The sequence below is a fragment of the Amycolatopsis sp. DG1A-15b genome (genome assembly GCF_030285645.1).
Lineage (GTDB): Bacteria > Actinomycetota > Actinomycetes > Mycobacteriales > Pseudonocardiaceae > Amycolatopsis.
Genome location: NZ_CP127296.1, coordinates 9,711,869 through 9,735,305 on the forward strand (window position 1 = coordinate 9,711,869; position 23,437 = coordinate 9,735,305).

The 23,437-nt window shown below is 72.0% G+C and carries 21 protein-coding genes; 16 read left to right on the forward strand and 5 right to left on the reverse strand.

Translation table 11 applies throughout. The features are described 5' to 3' along the window. The first annotated feature begins 12 nt into the window (after window positions 1-12). The 4 genes from QRY02_RS45180 to QRY02_RS45195 all read left to right on the forward strand — a co-directional run bounded on the left by QRY02_RS45180 (window position 13) and on the right by QRY02_RS45195 (window position 4,701). Complete coding sequence (locus QRY02_RS45180) at window positions 13-621, forward strand: pentapeptide repeat-containing protein (protein ID WP_285988813.1); 609 nt, start codon at window positions 13-15, stop codon at window positions 619-621. Window positions 622-649: 28 nt separating this feature from the next. Continuing rightward, window positions 650-1,249, forward strand: coding sequence for a sulfite oxidase-like oxidoreductase (locus tag QRY02_RS45185; protein WP_285988814.1), 600 nt, complete (start codon window positions 650-652; stop codon window positions 1,247-1,249). Beyond that, window positions 1,219-1,962 (forward strand): ferredoxin reductase, encoded by a 744-nt coding sequence (locus QRY02_RS45190; RefSeq protein WP_285988815.1) that lies wholly within the window; start codon window positions 1,219-1,221, stop codon window positions 1,960-1,962. The genes QRY02_RS45185 and QRY02_RS45190 overlap by 31 nt, the downstream gene beginning before the upstream one ends. A 108-nt stretch (window positions 1,963-2,070) precedes the next feature. Beyond that, a complete protein-coding gene (locus QRY02_RS45195; protein ID WP_285988816.1) occupies window positions 2,071-4,701 on the forward strand; it encodes a right-handed parallel beta-helix repeat-containing protein in 2,631 nt (876 codons plus the stop codon). Between the two features lie 31 nt (window positions 4,702-4,732). Here the strand turns inward: QRY02_RS45195 and QRY02_RS45200 are convergent, their stop codons facing one another. After that, window positions 4,733-7,108, reverse strand: coding sequence for a helix-turn-helix domain-containing protein (locus tag QRY02_RS45200; protein ID WP_285988817.1), 2,376 nt, complete (start codon window positions 7,106-7,108; stop codon window positions 4,733-4,735). Next, window positions 7,105-8,223, reverse strand: coding sequence for an Hsp70 family protein (locus tag QRY02_RS45205; protein ID WP_285988818.1), 1,119 nt, complete (start codon window positions 8,221-8,223; stop codon window positions 7,105-7,107). Before QRY02_RS45205 ends, QRY02_RS45200 begins: the two co-directional genes overlap by 4 nt. A 302-nt stretch (window positions 8,224-8,525) precedes the next feature. On the opposite strand from QRY02_RS45205, the gene QRY02_RS45210 reads away from it, so the two are divergent. From QRY02_RS45210 to QRY02_RS45220, 3 genes are all read left to right on the forward strand, one after another. Then, on the forward strand, window positions 8,526-9,539 hold the full coding sequence (locus QRY02_RS45210) for an IniB N-terminal domain-containing protein (protein ID WP_285988819.1): 1,014 nt from the start codon (window positions 8,526-8,528) through the stop codon (window positions 9,537-9,539). A 101-nt stretch (window positions 9,540-9,640) separates the two neighbouring features. Continuing rightward, window positions 9,641-11,422, forward strand: a complete 1,782-nt coding sequence (locus QRY02_RS45215) for a P-loop NTPase family protein (protein ID WP_285988820.1) — start codon at window positions 9,641-9,643, stop codon at window positions 11,420-11,422. Continuing rightward, window positions 11,419-12,621, forward strand: a complete 1,203-nt coding sequence (locus QRY02_RS45220) for a GTPase (protein WP_285988821.1) — start codon at window positions 11,419-11,421, stop codon at window positions 12,619-12,621. Before QRY02_RS45215 ends, QRY02_RS45220 begins: the two co-directional genes overlap by 4 nt. On the opposite strand, the gene QRY02_RS45225 is transcribed toward QRY02_RS45220, so the two are convergent. Further along, window positions 12,618-13,004: a RidA family protein gene (locus tag QRY02_RS45225; RefSeq protein ID WP_285988822.1), complete on the reverse strand. Its 387-nt coding sequence runs from the start codon at window positions 13,002-13,004 to the stop codon at window positions 12,618-12,620. The two genes, QRY02_RS45220 and QRY02_RS45225, sit on opposite strands and share 4 nt — an antisense overlap. A 93-nt stretch (window positions 13,005-13,097) precedes the next feature. Here QRY02_RS45225 and QRY02_RS45230 point away from each other — a divergent pair, with 93 nt between their 5' ends. From QRY02_RS45230 to QRY02_RS45240, 3 genes are all read left to right on the forward strand, one after another. Further along, window positions 13,098-13,460 (forward strand): winged helix-turn-helix transcriptional regulator, encoded by a 363-nt coding sequence (locus QRY02_RS45230; RefSeq protein ID WP_285988823.1) that lies wholly within the window; start codon window positions 13,098-13,100, stop codon window positions 13,458-13,460. A gap of 91 nt (window positions 13,461-13,551) precedes the next feature. Beyond that, window positions 13,552-15,096, forward strand: coding sequence for an acyl-CoA synthetase (locus QRY02_RS45235; protein WP_285988824.1), 1,545 nt, complete (start codon window positions 13,552-13,554; stop codon window positions 15,094-15,096). Then, the gene (locus tag QRY02_RS45240) at window positions 15,096-15,644 is read left to right on the forward strand and encodes a TetR/AcrR family transcriptional regulator (protein WP_285988825.1); all 549 of its coding nucleotides are present in this window, start codon (window positions 15,096-15,098) and stop codon (window positions 15,642-15,644) included. The genes QRY02_RS45235 and QRY02_RS45240 overlap by 1 nt, the downstream gene beginning before the upstream one ends. A 6-nt stretch (window positions 15,645-15,650) precedes the next feature. Here QRY02_RS45240 and QRY02_RS45245 read toward each other — a convergent pair whose 3' ends face one another. Continuing rightward, window positions 15,651-16,052: a PPOX class F420-dependent oxidoreductase gene (locus tag QRY02_RS45245; RefSeq protein ID WP_285988826.1), complete on the reverse strand. Its 402-nt coding sequence runs from the start codon at window positions 16,050-16,052 to the stop codon at window positions 15,651-15,653. 156 nt (window positions 16,053-16,208) lie between these two features. Here QRY02_RS45245 and QRY02_RS45250 point away from each other — a divergent pair, with 156 nt between their 5' ends. Together QRY02_RS45250 and ybiA are read left to right on the forward strand one after the other, a co-directional pair. Then, entirely contained in the window at window positions 16,209-17,414 is a 1,206-nt protein-coding gene (locus QRY02_RS45250; RefSeq protein WP_285988827.1) for a family 8 glycosyl hydrolase, read from the forward strand. A gap of 67 nt (window positions 17,415-17,481) precedes the next feature. Next, window positions 17,482-18,063, forward strand: coding sequence for a riboflavin biosynthesis intermediates N-glycosidase (gene ybiA / locus QRY02_RS45255; protein ID WP_285988828.1), 582 nt, complete (start codon window positions 17,482-17,484; stop codon window positions 18,061-18,063). On the opposite strand, the gene QRY02_RS45260 is transcribed toward ybiA, so the two are convergent. Next, the gene (locus QRY02_RS45260; RefSeq protein ID WP_285988829.1) at window positions 18,024-19,007 is read right to left on the reverse strand and encodes a Gfo/Idh/MocA family protein; all 984 of its coding nucleotides are present in this window, start codon (window positions 19,005-19,007) and stop codon (window positions 18,024-18,026) included. The two genes, ybiA and QRY02_RS45260, sit on opposite strands and share 40 nt — an antisense overlap. Window positions 19,008-19,103: 96 nt before the next feature. Here QRY02_RS45260 and QRY02_RS45265 point away from each other — a divergent pair, with 96 nt between their 5' ends. From QRY02_RS45265 to QRY02_RS45280, 4 genes are read left to right on the forward strand one after another with little or no spacing between them, the layout of a single operon-like run. Next, a complete protein-coding gene (locus tag QRY02_RS45265; protein WP_285988830.1) occupies window positions 19,104-20,054 on the forward strand; it encodes an ABC transporter substrate-binding protein in 951 nt (316 codons plus the stop codon). After that, window positions 20,041-20,928 carry an amino acid ABC transporter permease gene (locus QRY02_RS45270; RefSeq protein WP_285988831.1) on the forward strand — a complete coding sequence of 296 codons (888 nt, stop codon included), beginning with the start codon at window positions 20,041-20,043 and terminating at the stop codon, window positions 20,926-20,928. Before QRY02_RS45265 ends, QRY02_RS45270 begins: the two co-directional genes overlap by 14 nt. Continuing rightward, on the forward strand, window positions 20,921-21,688 hold the full coding sequence (locus QRY02_RS45275) for an amino acid ABC transporter ATP-binding protein (protein ID WP_285988832.1): 768 nt from the start codon (window positions 20,921-20,923) through the stop codon (window positions 21,686-21,688). Before QRY02_RS45270 ends, QRY02_RS45275 begins: the two co-directional genes overlap by 8 nt. Further along, complete coding sequence (locus QRY02_RS45280; RefSeq protein WP_285988833.1) at window positions 21,685-23,403, forward strand: aminotransferase class V-fold PLP-dependent enzyme; 1,719 nt, start codon at window positions 21,685-21,687, stop codon at window positions 23,401-23,403. The genes QRY02_RS45275 and QRY02_RS45280 overlap by 4 nt, the downstream gene beginning before the upstream one ends. Window positions 23,404-23,437 lie beyond the last annotated feature (34 nt).

Below are 23,437 nucleotides of genomic sequence, written 5' to 3' on the forward strand. Positions count from 1 at the left end.
TAGCCTGGCGGCATGTCCGAGGCCACGCAAGATCCCGTCGAGGACCAGCGATTCGTCCGCGACGACCGGTACGGGGAGGAGCTCGCCGGGCGGCACTACGTGCGGTGCGAGTTCCACGAGGTCGACTTCTCGGAGGCGGTCACGCGGAACTCGGTGTTCACCGACTGCGTGTTCGGCAACGTGCGCTTCAACGCGTCGCGGCACACGGACTCGGCGTTCACCGGCTGCGCTTTCAAGCGGTGCAACTTCTTCGACGCCGAATTCACCGGGTGCAAGCTCGTCGGCGCCACGTTCACCGAGTGCGAGCTGCGGCCGTTGCGGGTCACCGGCGGGGACTGGTCGTTCGCCGGGCTGGCGGGCGCCGACCTGCGGGCGGTCACCTTCCAGGGGGTCCGGATGCGGGAAGCCGACCTCACCGGGGCGGACTGCGCCGGCGCGGTGTTCGCCGACGTCGACCTGTCCGGGGCGCTGCTGCACGCCGTCAAGCTGCCGAAAGCCGAGCTGCGGGGCAGCGACCTCTCGGCGCTCGACCCGCTGAACGCCGAGCTGGCCGGGGCGATCGTGTCACCCGAACAGGCTGCGGTGCTCGTCACGTCGCTCGGGCTGCGGGTGCGGGCGTAGGCTCGGCGCGATCGGGAAGGAGCGCCGCATGGGTGTCGTGACACCGGGTTTCCAGGGCCGCGCGCGCAGCGGCAACCCGCGGCTGCCGCCGGGGCAGTATCTGGCCGAGGACTTCCCGGTGCTGTCGGCGGGCCCGACCCCGCGCGTGCGGACCGAAACGTGGGAGTTCACCGTCACCACCGAGGCGGGGGAGAAGCACGCCTGGAACTGGGCCGAGCTGATGGCCCTGCCCAGCGAGAAGCCCACAGTGGACATCCACTGCGTCACCCAGTGGTCCAAACTGGACACTCGCTGGCGCGGTGTTTCGATCGACACGCTGGTCGGCGGGCTCGACACCGAAGCCGACTACGTGATGGTGCACGCCTACGGCGGGTACACGACGAACCTGCCGCTGGCCGACCTGCTCGACGGCCAGGCCTGGATCGCCTACGAGTACGGCGGCAAGCCGCTGACGCCCGAGCACGGCGGCCCGGCGCGGCTGCTCGTGCCGCACCTGTACTTCTGGAAGTCCGCGAAGTGGGTGCGCGGGCTGGAGCTGAAGACCCGGGACGAGCCGGGCTTCTGGGAGAACGCCGGCTACCACGACTACGGGGATCCATGGCGCGAACAGCGGTATCAGGGCGACTAGCCTGGCGGGTCGCCCGCCTGGCCGGATTCCGCGACGAGACGCCGACGGCGCGCACGCTCGTCTTCGACCTGCCCGGCTGGCCGGGCCACCTGGCGGGCCAGCACGTCGACGTCCGGCTCACGGCCGCGGACGGCTATCGCGCGCAGCGCAGCTACTCCCTCGCCGCGCCGGCGGACGGCGACCGCGTGGAGCTGACGGTGCAGCGCGTCGCCGACGGCGAGGTGTCCGAACACCTCACCGGCCCGTACGCGATCGGCGACCCGGTCGAAATCCGCGGTCCGATCGGCGGCTGGTTCGCCTGGCGCCCGACGGACCCGGCGCCGGTGCTCCTGATCGCGGGGGGCTCGGGCATCGTCCCGCTGATGGCGATGGTCCGCGCCCGCCGCGCGGCGGGAGTCCGCACGCCGTTCAAGCTGATCTACTCGCTGCGCACCCCGGCCGAGCTGTACTACGCCGACGAGCTGCGCACGCCCGTGGCGGGCGTGGACGTGACCTACGTGTACACCCGCGAGCTGCCCGAAGGCCGCCTCGGCATTCCCCGCCGCATCGACGTGGCGACGATCAACACGGCGGGCTGGCCGGCCGAGTTCGGCGCGTCGTGCTTCGTCTGCGGCCCGACGGGCTTCGTGGAAACGGTGGCGGACATCCTGGTCGCCCTGGGCCACGATCCGCACCGGATCCGCACCGAACGCTTCGGCCCCAGCCGCGACTGACCAGCGAGCCGGCGACTCGCCCAGCAGGCATCCGATGAATAGGGGACCGTCTGCCCCGCTGAGCGGGAAATTGTCGACATCCTGGTCGAGAGATCCTATCTTTCCTCCATGCTGACCAAGTGGGGCTCGACGCGGCGGCGCACCGTGGTGACCGTCCTCCTCAGTGCGGGCGCACTGCTCGCCACGACCGGTCCGGTGGCCGCGGCCGGTCCCGATGCCGCCGGCCGGGACGTCTACGTCTCACCCGGTGGGTCCGATCGGGCCTCCGGGAGCGCCGGCCACCCCGTCCGGACCCTCGACCGGGCCCGCGACCTCGTGCGGCAACGCGCACCGCACCTCACGCGGGATCTCACCGTCCACCTCGCGCCCGGCGTCTTCCGGCTGGCCGCACCCCTGCAGCTCGACGCGCGGGACTCCGGCGGCAACGGTCACCGCGTCATCTGGCAGGGCAGCGGTGACACCGAGCTGAACGGCGGCGTGCGCGTCACCGGCTGGCAGCCCGTGCCGGGCCGTCCGGGCCTGTTCGCCGCGCCCGCGCCCGCCGGGCTGGACAACACCCGCCAGCTCTACGTCGACGGCGTCCGCGAGCAACGCGCCCGCGGCCCCCTGCCGGTGACCGTCAAGGCCACCGCCACCGGGTACACCGCCAGTGCCGACACGCTCGCGCACTGGCGCAACCCGAAGGACGTCGAGTTCGTGTACGTCTCGGGTGAGGCGCTCTGGAACGTCCAGCGCGACGGCCTCGGCCAGTGGACCGAACCGCGCTGCCCCCTCGCCGCCGCCGAAGGCACGACGATCACCATGGCCGGCCCGTGCTGGGACAACTCGACGAAACGCGTGCTGTTCCCGGACATCCCCGGCCGCAGCGTCAACATGGTCGGCCCGGCCGACCTCACCAACGGGCGGCACCCCACCTACGCCGAAAACGCCTTCGAACTGCTCGACACCCCGGGTGAGTGGTACCTCGACCGGTCCGCCCGCGTCGTCTACTACCTGCCGAAGCCCGGCCAGGACCTGCGTCGCGCGGACGTCGAAATGCCGGTGCTGGAGAAGCTCCTCGACGCGAAAGGCACCGCCGCCGCGCCGATCCACGACATCGCCTTCCGCGGCTTGCGCTACTCCTACGCGACCTGGCTGACGCCTTCGTCGCCCGAAGGGTTCTCGGAAATCCAGGCGGGGTACACGATCACGGGCGCCGACGGCTGGGCCGTCCAAGGCCTCTGCCAGTTCGTGCCCGGCGGCACCTGCCCGTACGCCTCGTGGACGCGGGAACCCGCCAACGTCTCCGTCTCGCACGGCCGGCGCGTCGAATTCGCCGACAGCGTGTTCGCCCATCTCGGCGGCGCCGGGCTGGACCTCATCGACGGCACCAAGGAAGCCCAGGTGCGCGGCGACGTCTTCACCGACATCTCCGGCAACGGCGTGCAGGTCGGCGGCGTCGACAAACCGGTGACGGACACCGATGCCGACGTCGTGCGGGACGTCCGGGTCACCGACAACCACCTCTACGGCCTGCCGCGCGAATTCCACGGCGGCGTGCCGATCGTCAACGGCTACACCGTGCGGAACACCATCTCCCACAACCAGATCGACCACGTCGGCTACTCGGCGATCTCCGTCGGCTGGGGCGGCTGGCCGGACAAGATCAAGCGGCCTGCGACGCCGAACCTGTCGCACGACAACGTCGTCTCGGACAACCTGATCTTCGACTACATGCAGATGCTCGACGACGGCGGTGGCGTCTACACCCAGGGCATCACCGGCAGCTCCCTCGACGACGGCGAGAAGGTCACCGGCAACGTCATCCACGACCAGTGGGGGCTCGGCAAGGGCGTCTACACCGACAACGGCAACACCTACGAGACGATCCGCGGCAACGTCCTGTACCGCACGGCGTACTTCAACGTCGGCACGGTGCACGTCGACTACCGCGACGACCTCGGCAACAACGACCCGACGCTGATCGAGGGCAACTACTGGGAGCAGGGCGACCGCGACAAGGTCGACAAGGGCGCGATCACCCGCGGGAACCAGCTCCTCGCGAACCCGGCCGGCGCACCGGCGGCGATCGTCGCGAACGCGGGCCTCGAGCCGGCCTACCGCGGGCTGCTCACCCGGCCGGTCGGCGGGCGGGCACCGGCCGAAGCACCGTCACGGGTCGGCACGTTCGCCGTCGCGGGGAAGCTGTACGCGACCTGGAACCCGACGTTCGCCTTCAACAACGCACCGGTCACGGACTACGTGGTGACCGCATCGGGTGGCGGGCGCACGTATTCGGCCACCGTCACCGCGGCCGACTTCGCGAAGCGCGCGTACGCCGAAGTGCCCGGGTTGACGGACGGGACGCCGTACACGGTGACAGTCGCGGCGCGCAACGCGTTCGGCACGAGCGAGCCCTCGCTGCCATCGGCACCGGTGACCCCCGGCCTGAAACCCGCGGCGCTGCCGGGAATCCCGACGAGCGCGCGGGCACTGCCGAGCGCCACCGCGGCCTCGATCCGCTGGAACCCGCCGGCGGCAGCGGGCGACACCCCGGTGCTGGGCTACGTGATCACGGTCTCCGACGGCCGCACGATCCCGGTGCAGGGCCGCGACGCCCTGGTCACCCAGCCGACGGTCAAGGGCATGACCAGGGTCGTGGACAACCTGAAACCGGCAACGGCCTACACGTTCACGATCGCCGCGGTGACGGCCACGGGAACGGGGCCGGCGGCCACTTTCACCGCCACGACGTCGTAGCGCACCGCGCCGGCTCGCGCCCCGATGCCCGTCAAGTGGCGTCGGGGCGCGAAAGGAGCTCCCGCAGCGTCGCCAGCAGCTCTCGCCGGTCCGCCGCCCCGAGCTTTCCGCGGATCCGGGCCATGTGGTGCTCCACCGTCTTGCCCGAAATGAACAGCTTGCTGCCCGCCTGCTTGTACGTCAGCCCCTCCACGACCAGGCGGGCGACCTCCAGTTCGCGCTCGCTCAACGCCGCCAAGCCCGTCCCGGCCGCCGGTTCCGGGGAGGCTCCGGGTTCGCGGCGGGCCGCCGTGCCCTGGAACTGGCGGGCCGCCTCCAGGAGCTGGACCATCGCCTTGCGGTCGGACGTGCGGATCGCCGCCTGGCCCGCGAGCCGGGCCGCGTCCCAGCGCAGGCCCAGGTCGTGCAGCTCGGCCGCCGCCGCGGTGATGGCGTCCGGGGCGAACGTTCCGCCGAGCACCGCCAGCCAGCCCTGGGCCGCTGTGGCCAGGGCCCGGGGGTGGCGGCCACAGTGGGCGTGCGTGGTCAACGTCGCCAGGTGGGCCTTGACCGCGTCCGCGTCCTCCAGCGTGATCGCCGCGTGCAGCTCGTGCCAGACCAGCGAAACCGTCCACAGTGGAGGTTCGCCGAGCCGGGCCAGCAGGCCGTGGGCGCGTTCGAACTGGCCGGAGAGCTTCGCGAACGCGCCGGTGCGGGCCGCGGCGATCGCCAGCTCGCCCAGTGGCAGCAACGTGAACAGGTCGGTCTGCTGCCGCATCGACGCCTGGTACGCCCGGTTCCACGACCGCTGCAGCCCGACGAGGTCGCTGGCCCGCCGGGCCAGGCCCAGCTCCAGCGTCGCGAAGAACAGCTCGTCGCGGGCTTCCAGCGGCCGGCCCGCGACGGCGTCACGGTGTTCCGCGGCCGTCGCCAGGTCGCCCGCTGTCATCGCGACCCAGCCCAGCAGCAACCGGTGCCGCGCGGCCAGGAGGTCTCCGCCGGTTCCGCCGTCCAGTGCCCGGCTCAGCACCGACTCCGCCAGTGCCAGCTCACCCGTGTGCAGGGCGACGAGCGCGGCCAGCGCGGCCGGGCTGTCCGGCAGCAGCATGCCGCCCAGCGCCGGCTCCAGCATCGTGGCCGCGCCGAGCAGGGTCGACAACGTCTCCGTCGCGCAGCCGGACACCGAATCCACGATGCCGCGGGCCATCCGGGTGGCCGCGCCGGCGAACAGCGTCGGCGCGACGCCCGGGGTGGGGGAGTCGAGCAGGCGCCGGGCGCCCTCGATGTCGCCGGTGCCGACCGAAGCCGTCGCCGAGAACGCGTCCGCGCGGCCCGCCCAGTGGTAGAGCTCGGCGCTGCGGGCCAGTTCGCCGCGGTGGGCCAGCACGGTCGCCGCGATCTCCGCCCCCGCCGCGCGGGTTTCCGCGTCGGCGGCACCGAGCATCCCGTCCCCGAGCCGCAGCGCGGTGTCGAGGTCGCCGGACAACGCGGCCGCGCGCGCCCAGCCCGCCGTGACGGCGGGAGAGCGGTCGCCCGCTTCGGCGGCGGCTTCGAACAACCGCGTCGCCAAGCGCGCGTCGGACGGCAGCGCTTCGCCCGCCGCCGCGGCGAACGCGGCGGCCGCGGACGCGCCGGAACTGCCCGTGCCGAGCAGGGACCGGGCCAGGTCGAGCACCGGAAGGCCGTTCGCCAGCTGCAGTTCGACCAGCCGCTGCACCGTCGTCAGCCGGCGCGCGGGCGGGCCGAAGTCGCGGACGGCGGCCGCGGCCAGTGGCAGCAGCGTGTCGTCGGGGGCGAGCAGGCCGGTCGCGCGGGCGCCCTCGACGATGGCGGGCAGCTGGTCGGGACGGCGGTCGAGCAGGGCGGACAGCAGGTCGAGGTTGCGCCCCGCGCCGGCTTCGGCCGCGATCAGGTAGCGGAGCACGTCGTCGTCGAGCTCGTCGAGCTCGGGCCGGAACTCCTCCAGCCGCCCGAGCAGCGCGCGCTCGGCCAGCCGCGGCACGCCGCCGCTGCGGGCGTGCAGTTCGGCCGCGGCGGCCGGGTCGGCGGGGGAACCCGTCACCGCGGACATCAGCCGCGCCACGTCCTCGACGCCGAGCGGGCCGAGCTGCAGCAGCGTCCAGCCGGGCGCCACCGCGGCCGGCCGGTGGGCGACGACGATCGGGCCGTCCGCGCCGTCGAGCAGGTCCTCGAGCTGGTCGGCGCCGAGCCGGTCGGCGTCGTCGACCAGCACGGCGTCGACGCCGGCCGCCCGGTAGCGGCGGTCGAGCGCGGCGAGCAGCACGCTCTTGCCGTAACCGCCGGGGGCGACGACGGCGAGCCGCAGCGGGGCGGCCGGCTCGGCGGTGACGCGGTCGAGCAGCTGCCGCGCCGCCGGGTGCACGGGAACCGTGTGCGGCGGGGGGACCTGCGTGAGCAGTGTGTTCAACAGTGACCTTCACCGGAGGGGGCGCAGTGGGTGGGGGCGGGGGTACCGGCGGGGCCGGCGGTGGCGTCGCGGGCGGTGACGGTGATGACGACGGCCGAGACGGCCGCGGCGAGCACCAGGATCACGGCGGCGAGGGGACGCCGCCGGCGGAACAGGTTCAGCGGGCCGGTGCGCTCGGGCAGTTCGAACGGCGTGATCTCGACCGGCGGCCGGGGCGGCCGCTCGCCGAGCTCACCGAGCGTGTCCACCTTGGGGAGCAAGGTGGTTTCGACGGCGGGGGGTTCCTGCGGGGTCCCCCGGTGGTCGGCGCGCAGGGCCGCGAGGGCGGCCGCGCCGAGCGCGGTGGTCGCCGGCGGAACCGGTCCCGCGAACATCGGGCACGGCGGCCGGGCCGGCAGCGCGTGCGGGGGGACGTCGCCGCAGAACACCACGCCGGCCAGTCTCTTCGGGGCCGTCGAGGCCGCTCCGGCGAGCGCGAACAGCGTGCTCAGCGCGGCCGCCGGGGCCACCCCTTCCGCACCATGGCCGAGCTGCCAGCCACTCGCGCCGCTCGCCGTCGCCAGCGTCACGTTCACGCCGTCGGTGCCGTACTCGCACACCCCGGCCACCTGAGCGCCGGGGCCGGGCAGCGGCAGGTGCGCCCCGAGTGCGGCGATCGAGCCGGGAACCAGTGTCACCGCGGTGAACCCGGCGTCGGCGAGTGCCCGGCGCAGCACGTCACGGCGGTAGCCGCCCCAGTCGCCGGGGTGGGTCAGCACCAGGTGCTGCGGGGGGCCGCCGAACAGGTTCGCGGCGTGCTCGGCGATCCCTTCGACCAGCACGGTGGTGAGCGTTTCGGGCGGGAACGGCTCCCCTTCGACGAGCATCGGCACGTCGTCGCCGATCCGCCGGTGGAAGCCGGTGAGCAGCCTGGACGGGACCTGCGCGCCCGCCTCCGCGGCGGCGTCACCGGTGAGCAGGTACCCCTCGTCGTCGAGGAACAGCGCGGACGCCGCGGCCGGGGACCTCGTTCCCAGCCAAAGGGGTTCGGGCTCACCCCACCCGAGGCCCCGCCGGTGGCAGGTCGCGGCGTGGGTCCGGCCCTGGGCCACGTCGATCCCGAGGACGTAGGGCAACGGCGCTTTCCTCCTCACCTCGCGGCGGCCGATCGGGGGCAGGCAATCCCCCTAGGGTTCGGGGCATCCTCACCCAAACGGGTTAGTCAGGCAAGGGTCTGGAGGGATTTAACCCAACTGAGCGCGTCTCGGATGACCCCCTAACTCCCTAACGATGACATATCGATCCCCTATCGGCTGACCGGACTGCGACTCGGAGTAATCCCCGATGTGCGCTGGGGGACGCCCTCCCTACCTTGATGTCGGAGCACCGGTCCTTGCGGGCCGTGCCGTCCCCCGAACCACCGGATCTGGAGAAACCCATGGACTCCGTGCAGACCCTGCACGACTTCGCCCTCAACCTGCTCAACGACCCGACCGCGCTGGCGGCCTTCGGGACGGACCCGCAGGGCGTCCTCGCCGCCGCCGGTCTCGGTGACGTGAGCGCCGCCGACGTGCACGAGGTCATCCCGCTGGTGCTCGACTACGTGCCGGTCGACAGCCTCCCGGCCGTGGGCGGCCTCCCCGTCGTCGGCGACCTGTCCCCGGTCGGCACCGACGCCCCGGGCGTCCAGGGCGCGATCGACCAGCTCACCGCGCTCACCGCGGGCCTCGGCCTGCCGGCCACCTCGGGCCTGCCGGGCGTCGGCGACCTGGGTGTCGGCGAGCTCCCGGTCGTGGGCGACCTCGACCTGCCCGCCGTGCCGGGCGTCAACGACATCACCAACGCCGGCAACGTCACCGCGCTGGCCGGCAACGTCACCAGTGTCATCGTCGGCGGCGACCTGGCCCACGGCCTGGACTCGCAGGCGCTGGCCAACCTGACCGCCGCCCCGGCGTACCTGACGGAGCCGGAGTCGGGCGTGACCGGCAACGTGGCCTACGCCGCCGCCGCGGGTGTGGGCGAGGCCCAGCAGGTCCTCGCCACCTCCAACGCGGAGATCCACGAGGTCAACGGGCACGTCGGCGACGTGGCCGGCACCCTCGGCGACGTGACCGGTGCCCTCGGCGCCGGCAACGCGGTGAGCGGGCTGACCAGCCACGTCGGTGACTTCTCCGGCATCCTCAAGGGTGCGGGCGACGTCGACGTCAAACACGTCACCGGCGACGTCGCGGGCGCCGTCCACGGCCTCGGTGACGTCACCAACACCGTGACCTCGGCCACCGGCATCAACGTCGACCACAACGTCGTCGGCCAGGTCGGCGAGCTCGCCAGCGGCAACGGCACGGCCGTCCACGACGTGGTGTCCGACGTCGCCGACGTCAGCCACAACGCCCTGGGCAACCTGCACCTCGGCGACATCGCCTCCGGCAACGACATCCACCTCGGGCACTGATCCCCGAACCGGTCACCGGTGCCCGTCCCGCGGTCTGGGTGCAGCCGCGGGACGGGCACCCGGTGTGCGTACGGGGAGTGAACCGGGGACACTCGACCATCGTGACCGCACCGGCTTGGCTCGAAGTGCTCAACGAGACGCTGGACGCGTGCCGCACGCACGGCCGCGCCGATCTCGCCGAGCGCCTGCGCAGACGCCGGGACGCCCCCACCGGGCAGACCCGGCTCGGCGTGCTCGGCTTTCCCAAACAGGGCAAGGGTTACCTGCTCAACGCCGTGCTGAACGCGCCGGTGTGCGCGGTCGGCGACGCCGCGACCCCCGCCGTCCCCACGGAAATCGCCTACTCACCCGAACCCGCCGCGACCCTGGTCGGCCGGTCCCGCGAACGGATCCCCGTCGCGGTCGAACGGCTCACCGGCGAGCTGGGTGCCCGGCCCGCCGGCACGCTCAGCCGCGTCGAGGTCGGCGTGCCGCGTGAACTGCTCTCGGCCGGTCTCGTGCTGGTCGACACCCCGCCGGTCGGTGACCCGCGGTCACCGCGCACCGCCGCGGCGCTGGATTTCCTCGCCGAAGCCGACGCGGTGATCCTCGTCTCCGACGCGACCGCCCCGCTGAGCGCGGCCGAACTCGCGCTCGCGCGGCACGTGCGCACCTGGTGCCCGCACGTCGTGCTGGCGCTCACGAAGATCGATGCTTGCCCCGGGTGGCGTGCGGTCGCCGAACGCGATCGCGCCATGCTCGGCGAGGCCGGGGTCGACGCGCCGGTCCTGCCCGTTTCGGCCGTCGTGCGCCAAGCCGCGGCGAAGGCCGGCGACGCGGAACTCAACGCCCGCTCGGGTTTCCCGGAGCTGCTGGGCTGGATCGCCGAGCAGGCCGCGCGCCCGCCCGAGCAGTCCCGCGCGCTCCTCGCCGCCGTCGGAGTCCGCGCCGCGGCCGCCGAACTGGTGGAATCCCTGCGCGACCGCATCGATACCGTCGCCCAGGACGCCGGGCTCGGCCAGGCCGCGCTGCTGCAGCGGGCCCAGCGCCGCGCCGACGACCTGCGCCGGCAGAACACCCGGTGGCAGAACCTGCTCTCCGACGAGATCACCGACCTGCTGTCCGACGCCGAGTACGACCTGCGCGAGCGGACCCGCAAGATCGTCACCACCATCGACCGGACCTTCGACGAAGGCGATCCGGCGAAGGTGTGGGACGAATTCGCGCCCTGGCTGGACAACGCGCTGGCCGAAGCCGTCGACGTCAACTACTCGTGGCTGGCCGACCGGGCGGAGTGGATCGCGCAGGCGGTCGCGGCGTGCTTCGGCGCCCAGTACGACCGCGCGCTGCCGGACCTGCGGCTCGACGGCTCCGGCGTGGAGCACCTCGAAGAGGTCGGGCGGCCGAAGATCGAGAAGTTCAAGATCGGCCAGCAGGCCTTCACCGGGCTGCGCGGGTCGTACGGCGGCGTGCTGATGTTCGGCCTGGTCACCAGCCTCGCCGGGCTGCCGCTGATCAACCCGGTCTCGATCGGCGCCGGCGCGGCGTTCGCCGCCAAGACGATCAAGGACGAAGGCGGGATGCGGCTGCAGCGGCGGCAAGCCGTGGCCAAGCAGGCGGCGCAGCGGCACGTCGACGACGTCTTCCTGCGCTTCGGCAAGGAATGCCGGGACGCCATCCGCGTCGTCCAGCGGCGGCTGCGCGACCACTTCACCGGGCTGGCCGAAGAACTCGCCGACGAGCTGACGCACGAGCGGGAGACGATCCTGGCCGGCACCGCCGAGCGCGAGCGGCGGACCGGGCACATCCGCCGGGAAATCGACCGGCTCGCGGCCCTGCACCAGCGGGCGGGCGAGCTCGGCACGATCGCCGGACGGCAGCAACGGCGGGAGCTCTCGGCGTGACCCAGGACGTCCGCGACCTGCTGCACGCCGCGGCCGGGCTCTACCGGGACGACCCGCGGGCTTCGGCGCTGCTGCACGACTGTCTCACCCGGCTGGAGCAGCCGCTGCGCGTCGCGTTCACCGGGGCGCCTTCGTCGGGGAAGACGACGCTCGCCGCCGCGCTGGGCGAATGGCCGACGCGCGCGCTGCGCGACCTCATGCTGCTGGACGACCCCGGGCCGGGCGACGACGTCCCGGACGCGACCGTCCGCCTGGTCCGCCACCTCGAACCGGACGAGCTCGCGGCGGCCCACCCGCCGGGTGGCTCGGCGTTCGCGCGGCAGAGCGCGGTGAACTCGGTGCTGGTGCTGTCGCGGGCCGACGAGGTCGGCGCGGGCCGGATCGACGCGCTGCTCACCGCGAAGCAGCTGGCGCGCCGCGCGTGGCGGGAAGACCCGCTGTGCACGGGGTTCCTCGGCGTGATCGCCGTCGCCGGGCAGCTCGCCTACGGCGGCCGGTCGCTGCGCGACGACGAGTTCGACCTGCTGGCGGCGTTCGCCGCGGTGCCGCGCGAGGAGCTGGAACGGCACGTGCTGTCGGTGGATTCGTTCACCGACCCGGCGTTCCCGGGCCCGATCCCGGTCGAGACGCGGCGGTCCCTGGTGGTGCGGTTCGGGATGTTCGGCGTCCGGCTGGCGCTCACGCTGATCCGCACCGGCTGCGACGACCGCGTCAAGCTCTCGGCGGAACTGGTGCGCCGCAGCGGGTTGGGCGAGCTGCGGGACACCCTGGCCGGGTGTTTCGTGGCGCGGGCCGAGGCACTGCGGGCACGCACGGCGATCATCCGGCTGGAGGCCCTGCTGGCGGACCGGCCCCGCCCGGGCGGCGACCGGCTGGTGTCGCGGGTGGAGCGCTTCGCCGCGGCCGCGCACGACTTCCGCGAGCTGCGGCTGATCGCCGACATCCGCGGCGGCCGCACGGCGCTGTCCGGCGAGCCCGCGGAGGAAGCGGTCCGGCTGCTGGGCGCGCAGGGCACGGCGCCGGCCGACCGGCTGGGGCTGGAACCGGACGCGGACCCGAACGAGATCTACGAAGCCGGCCTCGACGCGCTGCGGCGCTGGCGGCACGAGGCCGAACGTCCGGACCGCCCGCACGCCGAGCGGACCGCGGCGCACGTGGTGGTGCGGTCCGCCGAGGGGCTGCTCGCGCTGTTCGCCTAGAGGACGGCGGTCACTTCGACCTCGACCAGGTGCTCCGGGACGTCGAGCGCCGCGACGCCGATGAGCGTGGCGGGCGGCTTCGCCGTGGTCCCGATCTTGGCGCTGCCGCGGGCGATCCCGTCGAGCAGGGCGGGCATCTTCTCGGGCTTCCAGTCGACGGCGTAGATGGTCAGTTTCGCCACGTCGTCGAACGATCCGCCGGCCGCGGCCAGTGCGGCGGCGACGTTGACGTAGGCCTGCTCGACTTGGGCGGCGAGGTCGAGTTCGGTCTCCCAGGCGACCTGCCCGGCGACGAAGACGAGCTTCGTCCCCTCGGCGACGGCGACCTGGTGGTAGACGTCGATCTCGGGCAGTTCCGGGGAGTTCACCATGGTGACGGTCATCTTTGCCTCCGTGCTCTCTTGTGGTTACCCAGGAACCATAGGAGAGTGCTGGACCATGCGGAAGAAGGCACTTTTCGGTGACGGGGGAACCAGATGGTGACCAAGCAGGACACGGACCTTTCCCGGGCGGATTCCCTGGCGCGCGAGATCTTCTCGGACGTCGCCAACAAGTGGGCGTTCCTGATCATCGAGACCCTCGGCGAGCGCACGCTGCGGTTCAGCGAGCTGCGGAACGAGGTCGACGGCATCAGCCACAAGATGCTGACGCAGAACCTGCGCATGCTGGAGCGCAACGGGCTGATCGAGCGCGAGGTGTACCCGACCGTCCCGCCGCGCGTCGAATACACCCTCACCGAACCCGGCCAGGGCCTGCGCGCGACGGTCGACAGCATGTGCGGCTGGACCCAGCGGTTCATCGAGGACATCGAAGCCGCGCGGCGCAGCTTCGACGGCTGACGGGTGACAAAGACCCCCCATTGACGCCCGGCCCGCCGCGGCGCACCATAGACCGGTCTATGGTCCAGTGCCGGTCCGAAGGGGAACCCCCATGCCCGAAGACGTCCGCCCCCGGGTCCGGTTGTTCGGCGAGCTCCTGGCGCACTGGGCGCGGGAACGCCCGGGGGACACCGCGCTGATCTTCGGCGACCGGACATGGACCTGGGCGGAGTTCGACGAGCGGGTCCGGCGGCTGTCCGGTGCCCTCGCGGCCGCCGGTGTCGGCCGGGGCGACCGCGTCGCGTTCGTCGACAAGAACCACCCCGCCTGCCTCGAGACGACCTTCGCGGCGGCCGGGCTCGGCGCGGCCAACGCCGTGGTCAACTGGCGGCTTTCCGGCGACGAACTCGCCTATGTGCTCGAGGACGCGGGCGCGAAGGTGGTCTTCGTCGGGGCCGAGCTGCGGCCCGCGCTCGACGCGATCCGGGACCGGCTGCCCGCGGTGGAGCGCGTGATCGTCGTCGGCGGGGACGCCGACGAGTACGAGGCCTTCCTGACCTCCGCCGCGCCGCACAGCGCGACCGGTGTCGGTGAGGACGACGGCGTGCTGGTCATGTACACCAGTGGTACCACCGGTTTCCCGAAGGGCGCGGTGCTGACTCACCGCAGTGTCCTCGCGCACGGCCTCGCCGCCGGGACCGCGTTCCCGATCGGCCCGGGTGACGTCAACCTGGTCGCGATGCCGCTGTTCCACGTCGGCGGCAGCTGTTACGCGGTTTCGGGGTTCCTCTACGGGGAACCGTCCTACCTGACGCGCGAGCCGGACGCGGCGTCGCTGTTCGCGGCGCTGCGGGCCGGGATCACGCACGCCTTCCTGGTGCCCGCCGTCGTGGCCGGGATCGCGCAGGGGGGCGAGGCCGCACTGCAGGCGTTCTCCCGGCTGAAGTACCTCTGCTACGGCGCTTCGCCGATGCCGCTCCCGCTGCTGCGCACGGTGCTCGCCGCCTGGCCGGACGTCAAGTTCGCCCAGGTCTACGGCATGACCGAACTGTCCGGCGCGGTCACCGCCCTGGACCCGGACGCGCACCGGGACGCCACGCGCCCGGAACGGCTCGCCTCGGCGGGCACCGCACTGTCCGGAGTGGACATCCGGATCGTCGACCCGGTCACGGCGGAGGACGCCGACGTCGGCGAGGTGTGGGTGCGCACCGAGCAGCGGATGGCCGGTTATCTCGGCAAGCCCGAGGCCACCGCGGAGACCGTCGTGGACGGCTGGGTCCGCACCGGTGACGTCGGGCGCCTCGACGACGGCGGGTTCCTGTTCCTCGAAGACCGCGTCAAGGACATGATCATCACCGGCGGCGAGAACGTCTACTCGCCCGAAGTCGAGCGCGTCGTGGCGGAATTCCCCGGCGTCGCCGAGGTGGCCGTGATCGGTGTGCCGGACGAGCGGTGGGGCGAGCAGGTCAAGGCCGTCGTCGCCGGCGATCAGCTCGACGCCGGGAAAATCGTGGAGTTCTGCCGCGAGCGGCTGGCCCACTACAAGTGCCCGCGCAGCGTCGACATCGTGGTGGCGTTGCCGCGCAACGCCACCGGCAAGATCCTCAAGCGTTCGCTGCGCGAGCCCTACTGGCGGGACCGGGACCGGAACGTCTGATGCCGCCGGTGACGCGGCGCGGGTACTTCGAGGCCGCGCTGAAGGTGCTGGCGGAGCACGGGTTCACCGAGCTGAACGTCGGCGTTCTGTGCCGCGGCCTCGGCGTCACGAGCGGGTCGTTCTACCACCACTTCGGTGGCTGGCCGGGGTTCGTGGCGCAGCTGCTGGCGCACTGGGAGGATCGCCAGGTGCGCATCCTGCGCGAGCGGAACTTCGGCACCGGCGGGCCGGCGGCCGACTTCGCCGCGCTGATGGACCTCACCCTCGGGCTGCCCCACGAGGCCGAGGCGGCGATCCGCGCGTGGGCGAAGAACGACGAAACCGTGCGCGCGGCGCAGAAACGCGTCGACGACGCCCGGCTGCGGACGGTCGGCAAGGCGGTCGAAGGCATCGTCGGCGACCGGGCGCTGGCCCGGACGCTGACGTCCCTCGGGATGGCGATGCTGGTGGGCCACCAGCAGCTGAGGTCGGCGGGCGAGCACGGCGATCTGGCGGAGTTGCTGGCGGAGTACACCCGGCTGGTGCACTCGCGTGCGGGCGGCGGCTGAGCGGGGTCAGGCGTTGCCGAGCACCCGGGTCACGGTGATCTCGATGACGACCCGCTGCGGGTTCGGCTTGGGCTGCCGGTAGCGGGCGGCGTACCGGTTTTCGGCGTCCCGCACCGATTCGGGGTCTTCGCGCAGCACCGCTCGTCCCTCCAAAGTGGACCAGCGAGGGCCGTCGAGCTGGCAGACCGCGACGGGGATCCCGTCCGGGCCCGCGGCGCGCACGAGCCGGGCCTTGACCGACGGCGCGAAGGTGATCACGCGGGCGAGGCCGGCGTCGAAGTCGACGGTCACGCCGACCGCGACGACGTGCGGGGTGCCGTCCGGCCGGACCGTGGTCAGCGTGGCCAGGTGGCGCTCGGTCCAGAACGCGCGGAAGTCCGGCCCGCGGCCGTCGAGGTCGATCTCCATGACGTCCACGCTAGTCCGTCCGGGTGGGCCGGGCGCCGGGGGACCCACTCACGGTCATAGTAAGGAAAGTTTCCTAACCCTCTTGACCTGGTCTTGAACCGTCTGTCAGGCTTCGATCACCTTCGCCGCAGCCAACGATGTCTTTACGGAGGAGTCATGAAGAGAGTCGTCCGGGCGGTGGTGGTTTCGGCCGCGCTCGCCGCGGGGCTGGTGAGCGTGCCGACGGCGGCGTCCGCGGCCGGCACCCCGTACGTGCCGGGAACGCTGCGGCCGTCCGTCTCGCAGGCCACGCAGGATGCCGCGCTCCAGAAGTACTACGACTTCTGGAAGAAGAACTTCCTGACGACCAAGTGCGGCACCGGCACCTACGCCGTGTTGTCCAAGGACGCCGACCACTCCTTCGTCGCCGAGGGCGAGGGGTACGGCATGACGATCTCGGCGATGATGGCGGACAAGGACCCGCAGGCGCGCTCGATCGTCGACGGGATCCTGAAGTTCGTGAAGGCGCACCCGTCGGTCAACAACAAGGACCTGCACGCGGCCGAGCAGGATTCGAACTGCAAGAGCGTCAACGGCAGCGACTCCGCCACCGACGGCGACCTCGAAATCGCCTACGGCCTGCTGATCGCGGACAAGAAGTGGGGCAGCGGCGGCTCGGTGAACTACAAGGCCGAAGCCGTCCGGATCATCAACGCGATCAAGAAGAGCGAGGTCAACGGCACCACGAAGTTCACCCTGCTCGGCGACTGGGGCAACGACGCGGAGTACAAGAACAGCTCGCGTTCGTCGGACTGGATGCCGGGTCACCTGCGGGCGTTCGCCACGGCGACCGGTGACAGCTTCTGGACGTCGGTCCGCACCCGCTCGGAGACTGCGGTGAGCCAGCTGCAGTCGTCGTACGCGCCGAACACCGGGCTGTTGCCGGACTTCGTGGTCAGCACGAACTCGACGCCGAAGCCGGCGCCGTCGAACTTCCTGGAGGGCCCGTACGACGGCAAGTACAGCTGGAACGCCTGCCGCGACCCGTGGCGCCTCGGCGCGGACGCGATCTCGGCTTTCGGGAGTGCGGCGGTCGCGCAGGTCCGCAAGATGAACACCTGGATCAAGTCGGCCACGGGTGGCGACCCGGCGAAGATCCAGAGCGGCTATTCGCTGTCGGGCTCGAAGACCGAAAGCGGCCAGCACCCGTGCTTCACGGCGCCGTTCGCGGTGGCGGCGATGACGGACCCGGGCAGCCAGGCCTGGCTGGACAAGCTGTGGACGGCGGTCTCGTCGTGGTCCCCGGACGCGACGGACTACTACGGGACGGGCATCACGATCCAGGTGCTCCTGATCCTGAGCGGCAACTACGTGGCCGCCTGAGCGCGGGGACGGCCCGCACCCGGAAACTCGGGTGCGGGCCGAGCCTCCGGCGGGTGAGACTGGCGCCATGACCGGTCACCCGCGCAGTGTCGAGGAGCTGACCCGCGCCCTCGACGCGGGAAAGCGGTTCAAGTACGTGTACTTCTGGGGCCACCGCCCACCTCGCGGCGGCGGGGTGGGCGCCGGGTGTTTCAGCCAGTGGTGGCCGTCGCCGTTCGTGCTGGACGAAATCCGGTTCGCCACGGCCGAGCACTACATGATGTGGCGCAAGGCGATGCTGTTCGGCGACGAAGAGGTGGCCGCGCAGGTGCTGACCGCCGTGCACCCGAAGCAGGCCAAGGACTTCGGCCGCCGGGTGCGTGGCTTCGACGAGGAGACCTGGGTGGCTCACCGCTACGGAATCGTGGTCGACGGAAGCACGGCTAAGTTCCGGCAGCATCCCGAGCTGGGGCGGTACCTGGCGGGGACGGGCGCGCGCGTGCTGGTGGAGGCGAGCCCGGTCGACCGGGTTTGGGGGATCGGCCTGGCGGCTGGCGACCCGCGCGCGGAGAAGCCACGGGCGTGGCGAGGTCTCAACCTGCTCGGCTTCGCCCTTGCCGACGTGCGCGCTCAGCTGGGTTCGCGGACCGGCAGTCCGGCGGCCCGGTAGATCTCGTCGATCACGGTCATCGTCTCGACCGCGTCGGCCGCCGAGGTCTTCACCGGTTCGCCGCGCAGGACGGCCGCCGCGAACGCGTCCAGCTGGTACGCGTACGTCGATCTCCGTGGGAACTTCTCCGTGCGGCGCGACTCGCCGATGCGGACCGTCAGGCGGTGGTACGCCTGCGGCATCAACGGGTTGAAGACACTGAGCGAACCCCGGGAGCCGATCACCTTCGCGCTGATCTTCAGCAGCGAAGACGACCACATCGAACACTCCACGCGCCCGGTGTGGCCGGACGGGTACGCCAGCTCCGCCGTCATCGCCCGGTCCACCCGGGGCGACCGCAGCTTCGCCGACGCCGAAACCACCGACGGCGTCTCGCCGCCGAAGACCCGCGCCATGTGGACCGCGTAGCAGCCCGCGTCCATCGTGGCCCCGCCCGCCAGCGCGTAGTCGTAGCGGATGTCGGAGAACTTCGGCAGCGGGAAGCACAACGCCGTCTCGACCCGCTGAAGAGCGCCCAGCTCGCCCGAGGCCACGATCTCCTCCACCCGCAGCGCCAGCGGGTGGTACCGGTAGTGGAACGCCTCCATCACCACGCGGTCCGAAGCGGCTGCCACCTGAGCGATCTCCCGGGCTTCCGCCGCGTTGGCCGTGAACGGCTTCTCGCACAGGACGTGCTTGCCGGCCGCCAGGGCGGCGAGTGTCCAGCGGCCGTGCAGGCCGTTCGGCAGCGGGTTGTAGACGGCGTCGATGTCCGGATCCGCCAGCAACTCGTCGTACCCGGCGCACACCCGAGGGATGCCGTGCCTGGTCGCAAACGCTTGCGCGCGGTCGCGTGACCGGGCCGCGACCGCGACGACCGACACCGAGGGCGCAGACGCGGCGGGTTTGATCAGGGCCGCCGGGGCGATGCGAGCCGCCCCCAGGATGCCGATCCGCAGGCTCATGCCGCGAAGCTAGCACCGGATCGAATTTCAACTATCAGTTGACCTCTTCAACAGCGAGTTGTAGCGTTCCGGCCAGCCGAACAGTGGAGGTCCGTTATGTCCCGTTCTCGTGCCCTGCAGGCGGGAGTGTTGCTCGCGAGCGTCGCCGTGCTGGTGGCGGCTTGTGGTGGCGGTCCGGACGGTGCGGGCGGGACGTCGCAGGCCGCCGGCGCGCCCGCGTCCGGCATCCCGGACACCGCCGCGATCGTCCAGGGCGTGCAGAAGGACGCCCAGCTCAACGCGGGTCTGCCGGACAACGTCAAGCAGGCCGGCCTGCACCTGGCCTCGAACCTGCAGTCCGCGCCCAACAACTTCTACGCCGCCGACGGCAAGACCCCGATCGGCTACGAGGTCGACCTCGCCAAGGCGATCGCCGCCAAGCTCGGCGTCGCCGTCACCCACCAGGACATGGCGTTCGGCTCGCTCATCACGAGCCTCCAGTCCGGCCGCATCGACCTCACCATGGCCGGCATGAACGACACCAAAGCCCGCCAGGCGCAGATCGACTTCGTCGACTACTTCACCTCGGGCATCACGATCATGATCCGCAAGAGCAACCCCGACGGCATCACCGGCCCGGACACCCTGTGCGGCAAGAACGTCGCCGTCGTGCAGGGCACCAGCCACCAGAAGTTCGCCGAAGCGCAGAGCACGAAGTGCACGCAGGCCGGCAAGCCCGCGCTCACCGTCACCGCGACCGACAGCGACAACCAGAACCAGAACCAGCTGCGCACCGGCCGCGTCGCCGCGATCCTCAACGACCTGCCCAGCGCCGTCTACATCTCGCGGACGGCCGGTGACGGCAAGTTCTTCGAGGTCGTCCCGGGTGAGCCGATCGAGGGCGGGCCGTACGGCATCGGCGTCAACAAGGCCAACACGGCGCTGCGGGACTCCGTCCAGAAGGCGCTCCAGGGCCTGATCACCGACGGCACCTACGGCAAGATCCTGCAGGCCTGGGGCGTCGAGCAGGGCGCGATCAAGGAGGCCGCGGTCAATGGCGGCTCCTGAGCCACTGCCGATCGTCCGGCTCCGGCACTGGGGCCGGTGGGTCGCCGCCGCGATCATCCTGGCCCTGCTGGTGCTGCTGGGTATCGCCCTCGGCAACGCGCAGATCGCGTGGAACCAGGTCCCGGACTTCGTCTTCTACAAGGTGATGGCGACCGGCCTGCTCAACACCGTCGTGCTGGCCGTGCTGTCCCAGGCCGTCGCGATCGTGCTCGGCATCGTCATCGCCCTGCTGCGCCGCAGCGCCAACCCGGTCGCCCGGTGGTTCGCCGCCGGCTACATCTGGATCTTCCGCGGCCTGCCCGTGCTGCTGCAGATCCTCCTCTGGTACAACCTGGCGCTCGTCTTCCCCGTGATCGACATCCCGTTCCTCGTCCACGAGCAGACGAACGTGCTGATCAGCGCGTTCACCGCCGCGTTCCTCGGCTTGGCGCTCAACGAGAGCGCGTACATGGCCGAGATCGTCCGGGCCGGGCTGAACAGCGTCGACAGCGGCCAGACCGAGGCCGCGAAGTCGATCGGCATGACGCCGGCCGCGACGCTGCGCCGCGTCGTGCTGCCGCAGGCCATGCGCGTGATCATCCCGCCCACCGGCAACGACTTCATCAACATGCTCAAGGGCACGTCGATGGCCTCGGTGATCGGCGTGACCGAGCTGATCCACGCCGCCAACAACATCTCGTCCAACAACCTCCTGGTGATGGAGACGCTGCTGGCCGCGGCCGTCTGGTACATGGTCGTGGTGACCGTCGCCGGGGTCGGCCAGCACTACCTGGAACGTTCGTTCGGCAGTTCCGACCGGTTGGACCGCGGTCCGCTGTCCCGCGCGGGCAAGGCGCTGCGCGGCGTGCCGCTGGTGAGGAGTGCCCGTGTCTGAACCGCTGCTGCGCGCCGTCGGCGTCAAGAAGTCCTACGGCCACACCGAAGTGCTCGGCGGCATCGACCTCGAAGTCCACAAGGGACAGGTCGTCTGCCTGCTCGGCCCGTCCGGTGCCGGGAAGAGCACGTTCCTGCGCTGCATCAACCACCTCGAGACCATCGACGCCGGCCAGATCTGGGTCGACGGCGAGCCGATCGGCTTCCGGCAGCGCGGCGGCAAGCTGTACGAACTGCGCGAACGCGACGTCGCCCGGCAGCGCCGGGACATCGGCATGGTGTTCCAGCGGTTCAACCTGTTCGCGCACCGGACGGCGCTGGAGAACGTCGTCGAGGGCCCGATCCGGGTGCTGGGCGTGAAACCGGACGAGGCGCGCCAGCAGGGCCTCGAACTGCTCGACCGCGTCGGCCTGGGCCATCGCGGCGACGCCTACCCGGCGCAGCTGTCCGGCGGGCAGCAGCAGCGCGTCGCGATCGCCCGGTCGCTGGCGATGAAACCGAAGCTGATGCTGTTCGACGAGCCGACGTCCGCGCTCGACCCGGAGCTGGTCGGCGAGGTCCTCGAGGTGATGAGTACGTTGGCGGGGGAGGGGATGACGATGGTCGTCGTGACGCACGAGATGAGCTTCGCCGCGGAGGCCGCCGACGAGGTGGTGTTCCTGGCCGACGGCGCCGTCGTCGAGACCGGGCCGCCGTCGGAGGTCTTGAGCGCGCCGAAGCACGACCGCACCCGGCAGTTCCTGGCGAGGATCCTCGCGTGAGGAGGATTTCGCCCCGGTACCTGCTCCAGTTCGACGAGCCCGCCGGCTACCTCGACTTCGCCCGCTTCGGCCCGCCGTCGCACGCGGTGCTCGACACGACGGCCGCCCTGCTCGACCAGGCCACCACGGCCGGGCCGTCCACAGTGGACGAGCTGATGCGGCAGGAGGTTCGTGCCAAGGCCGCGGCGGCGCGGCTGTCCGGCTCGGACACCGACCACACCGTGCTGCTGCCCAACACCAGCCTGGGCCTGTTCCAGGCCGCGTTCCACAGCTCGGGCGAGGTGCTGGTTTCGGCGGCCGAGTTCCCGGCCAACACCTACCCGTGGGCGCGTGCCGAGCAGGCCGGACGGCTGCGCGTCAGGCGGCTGACCGGCGGTTACGTGACGCCTGAGCGGGTCGCCGAAGCGTTGACGCCGGAAATCACCACCGTCAGCGTGAGCGCCGTCGACTTCCGCACCGGGTTCCGCGCCGACCTGGCCGCGCTGCGTGACGTCGTCGGCGACCGGCTGCTGGTCGTCGACGGCATCCAGGGCTTCGGCGTGATCGAGGAGCCGTGGGAGGTCGCCGACGTCCTGGTCGTCGGCGGCCAGAAGTGGCTGCGCGCAGGCTGGGGGACCGGCTTCGCGGTGTTGTCCGATCGCGCGTTGGAGCGGATGGACCCGGTGCTGTCGGGCTGGACCGGCGCGCGCGACCCGGGCCTGTTCGACGACGAGATCCACCCGCCGGACGGCACCGCGCAGTCGTGGTCGATCTCCAACCTCAGCCCGATCACCTCTGGCGCGTTCGCCGAGGCGCTCGAGCTGGTCGAAGAGGCCGGTGTCGGCGCCATCGCGGCGCGGATCGCCGAGCGGCTGGGGCAGTTCGAAGAGGTGCTCGCCTCCTGCGGCGCCGAAGTCGTGTCGGCCGTGGACCGGCGCGCGGGAATCCTCGCCTTCACCCTGCCCGGCCACCCCGCCGAGCAGGTCGGCGCCGCGCTGGCCAACGCCGGCATCGCGGCGACCGTGCGTCCCGAGCACGTCCGGCTCTCGCCGCACGCCTCCACCCCGGCGGCCGCCGCGGACCTGCTGCGTTCGGCGTTGGAGACGTTGACCGCACCCCGGGAGCCGCTGGTCGTCCCGGCGGCGGGCGCGACGACGCACGAGGTGCTCACCGCCCTGGTGCCGGCCATCCCGGGGCTCGCGGCGATGCTCGGCCCGGGCAACGAAGTCCTGCTGCACGACCTGAGCCGGCTGCCGGACTCGATCATCGCCATCGCCGGCGACCTCACCGGCCGCAACGTCGGCGGCCCGATGACCGACCTGCTGCTCGGCCTGGTCCGCCGCGGCACCACCCAGGACCTGACGAACTACCGCACGCACGGCCCGGACGGCCGGCCGATCCGCTCTTCGACGCTGTTCCTGCGCGACGCCGACGGGGTTGCGGTCGGCTGCCTGTGCGTCAACAGCGTCGAAGAGGCGGCGGCCCCGGGCGGCAACGGCGAGCCGGAGACTTTCCCACCGGACGTCGACAGCCTGCAACGGTTCCTCGTTGACCGGGCGGTGACCAAAGCGGGCATCCCGGTGGACCTCATGAAGAAGCGGCACAAGGCGGACGTGGTGCGGGAGCTCGACGAAGCCGGTTATTTCCTGATCAAGGACGCCGTCGACCACCTGGCCGGCCGCCTCGACGTCACCCGCTACACGATCTACAACTACCTCAACGAAATCCGGGCCTGACGCTGCCCGATCGGCCCTTGCCTGGTAGTCCGTT

Coding starts and splice junctions, on each gene's coding strand:
- QRY02_RS45195 (WP_285988816.1), top strand. CDS start 2,071: ATGCTGACCAAGTGGGGCTCGACGCGGCGGCGCACCGTGGTGACCGTC.
- QRY02_RS45270 (WP_285988831.1), top strand. CDS start 20,041: ATGGCGGCTCCTGAGCCACTGCCGATCGTCCGGCTCCGGCACTGGGGC.
- QRY02_RS45245 (WP_285988826.1), bottom strand. CDS start 16,052: ATGGAGATCGACCTCGACGGCCGCGGGCCGGACTTCCGCGCGTTCTGG.
- QRY02_RS45265 (WP_285988830.1), top strand. CDS start 19,104: ATGTCCCGTTCTCGTGCCCTGCAGGCGGGAGTGTTGCTCGCGAGCGTC.
- QRY02_RS45190 (WP_285988815.1), top strand. CDS start 1,219: ATGGCGCGAACAGCGGTATCAGGGCGACTAGCCTGGCGGGTCGCCCGC.
- QRY02_RS45235 (WP_285988824.1), top strand. CDS start 13,552: ATGCCCGAAGACGTCCGCCCCCGGGTCCGGTTGTTCGGCGAGCTCCTG.
- ybiA (WP_285988828.1), top strand. CDS start 17,482: ATGACCGGTCACCCGCGCAGTGTCGAGGAGCTGACCCGCGCCCTCGAC.
- QRY02_RS45210 (WP_285988819.1), top strand. CDS start 8,526: ATGGACTCCGTGCAGACCCTGCACGACTTCGCCCTCAACCTGCTCAAC.
- QRY02_RS45230 (WP_285988823.1), top strand. CDS start 13,098: ATGGTGACCAAGCAGGACACGGACCTTTCCCGGGCGGATTCCCTGGCG.
- QRY02_RS45185 (WP_285988814.1), top strand. CDS start 650: ATGGGTGTCGTGACACCGGGTTTCCAGGGCCGCGCGCGCAGCGGCAAC.
- QRY02_RS45260 (WP_285988829.1), bottom strand. CDS start 19,007: ATGAGCCTGCGGATCGGCATCCTGGGGGCGGCTCGCATCGCCCCGGCG.
- QRY02_RS45225 (WP_285988822.1), bottom strand. CDS start 13,004: ATGACCGTCACCATGGTGAACTCCCCGGAACTGCCCGAGATCGACGTC.
- QRY02_RS45250 (WP_285988827.1), top strand. CDS start 16,209: ATGAAGAGAGTCGTCCGGGCGGTGGTGGTTTCGGCCGCGCTCGCCGCG.
- QRY02_RS45240 (WP_285988825.1), top strand. CDS start 15,096: ATGCCGCCGGTGACGCGGCGCGGGTACTTCGAGGCCGCGCTGAAGGTG.
- QRY02_RS45180 (WP_285988813.1), top strand. CDS start 13: ATGTCCGAGGCCACGCAAGATCCCGTCGAGGACCAGCGATTCGTCCGC.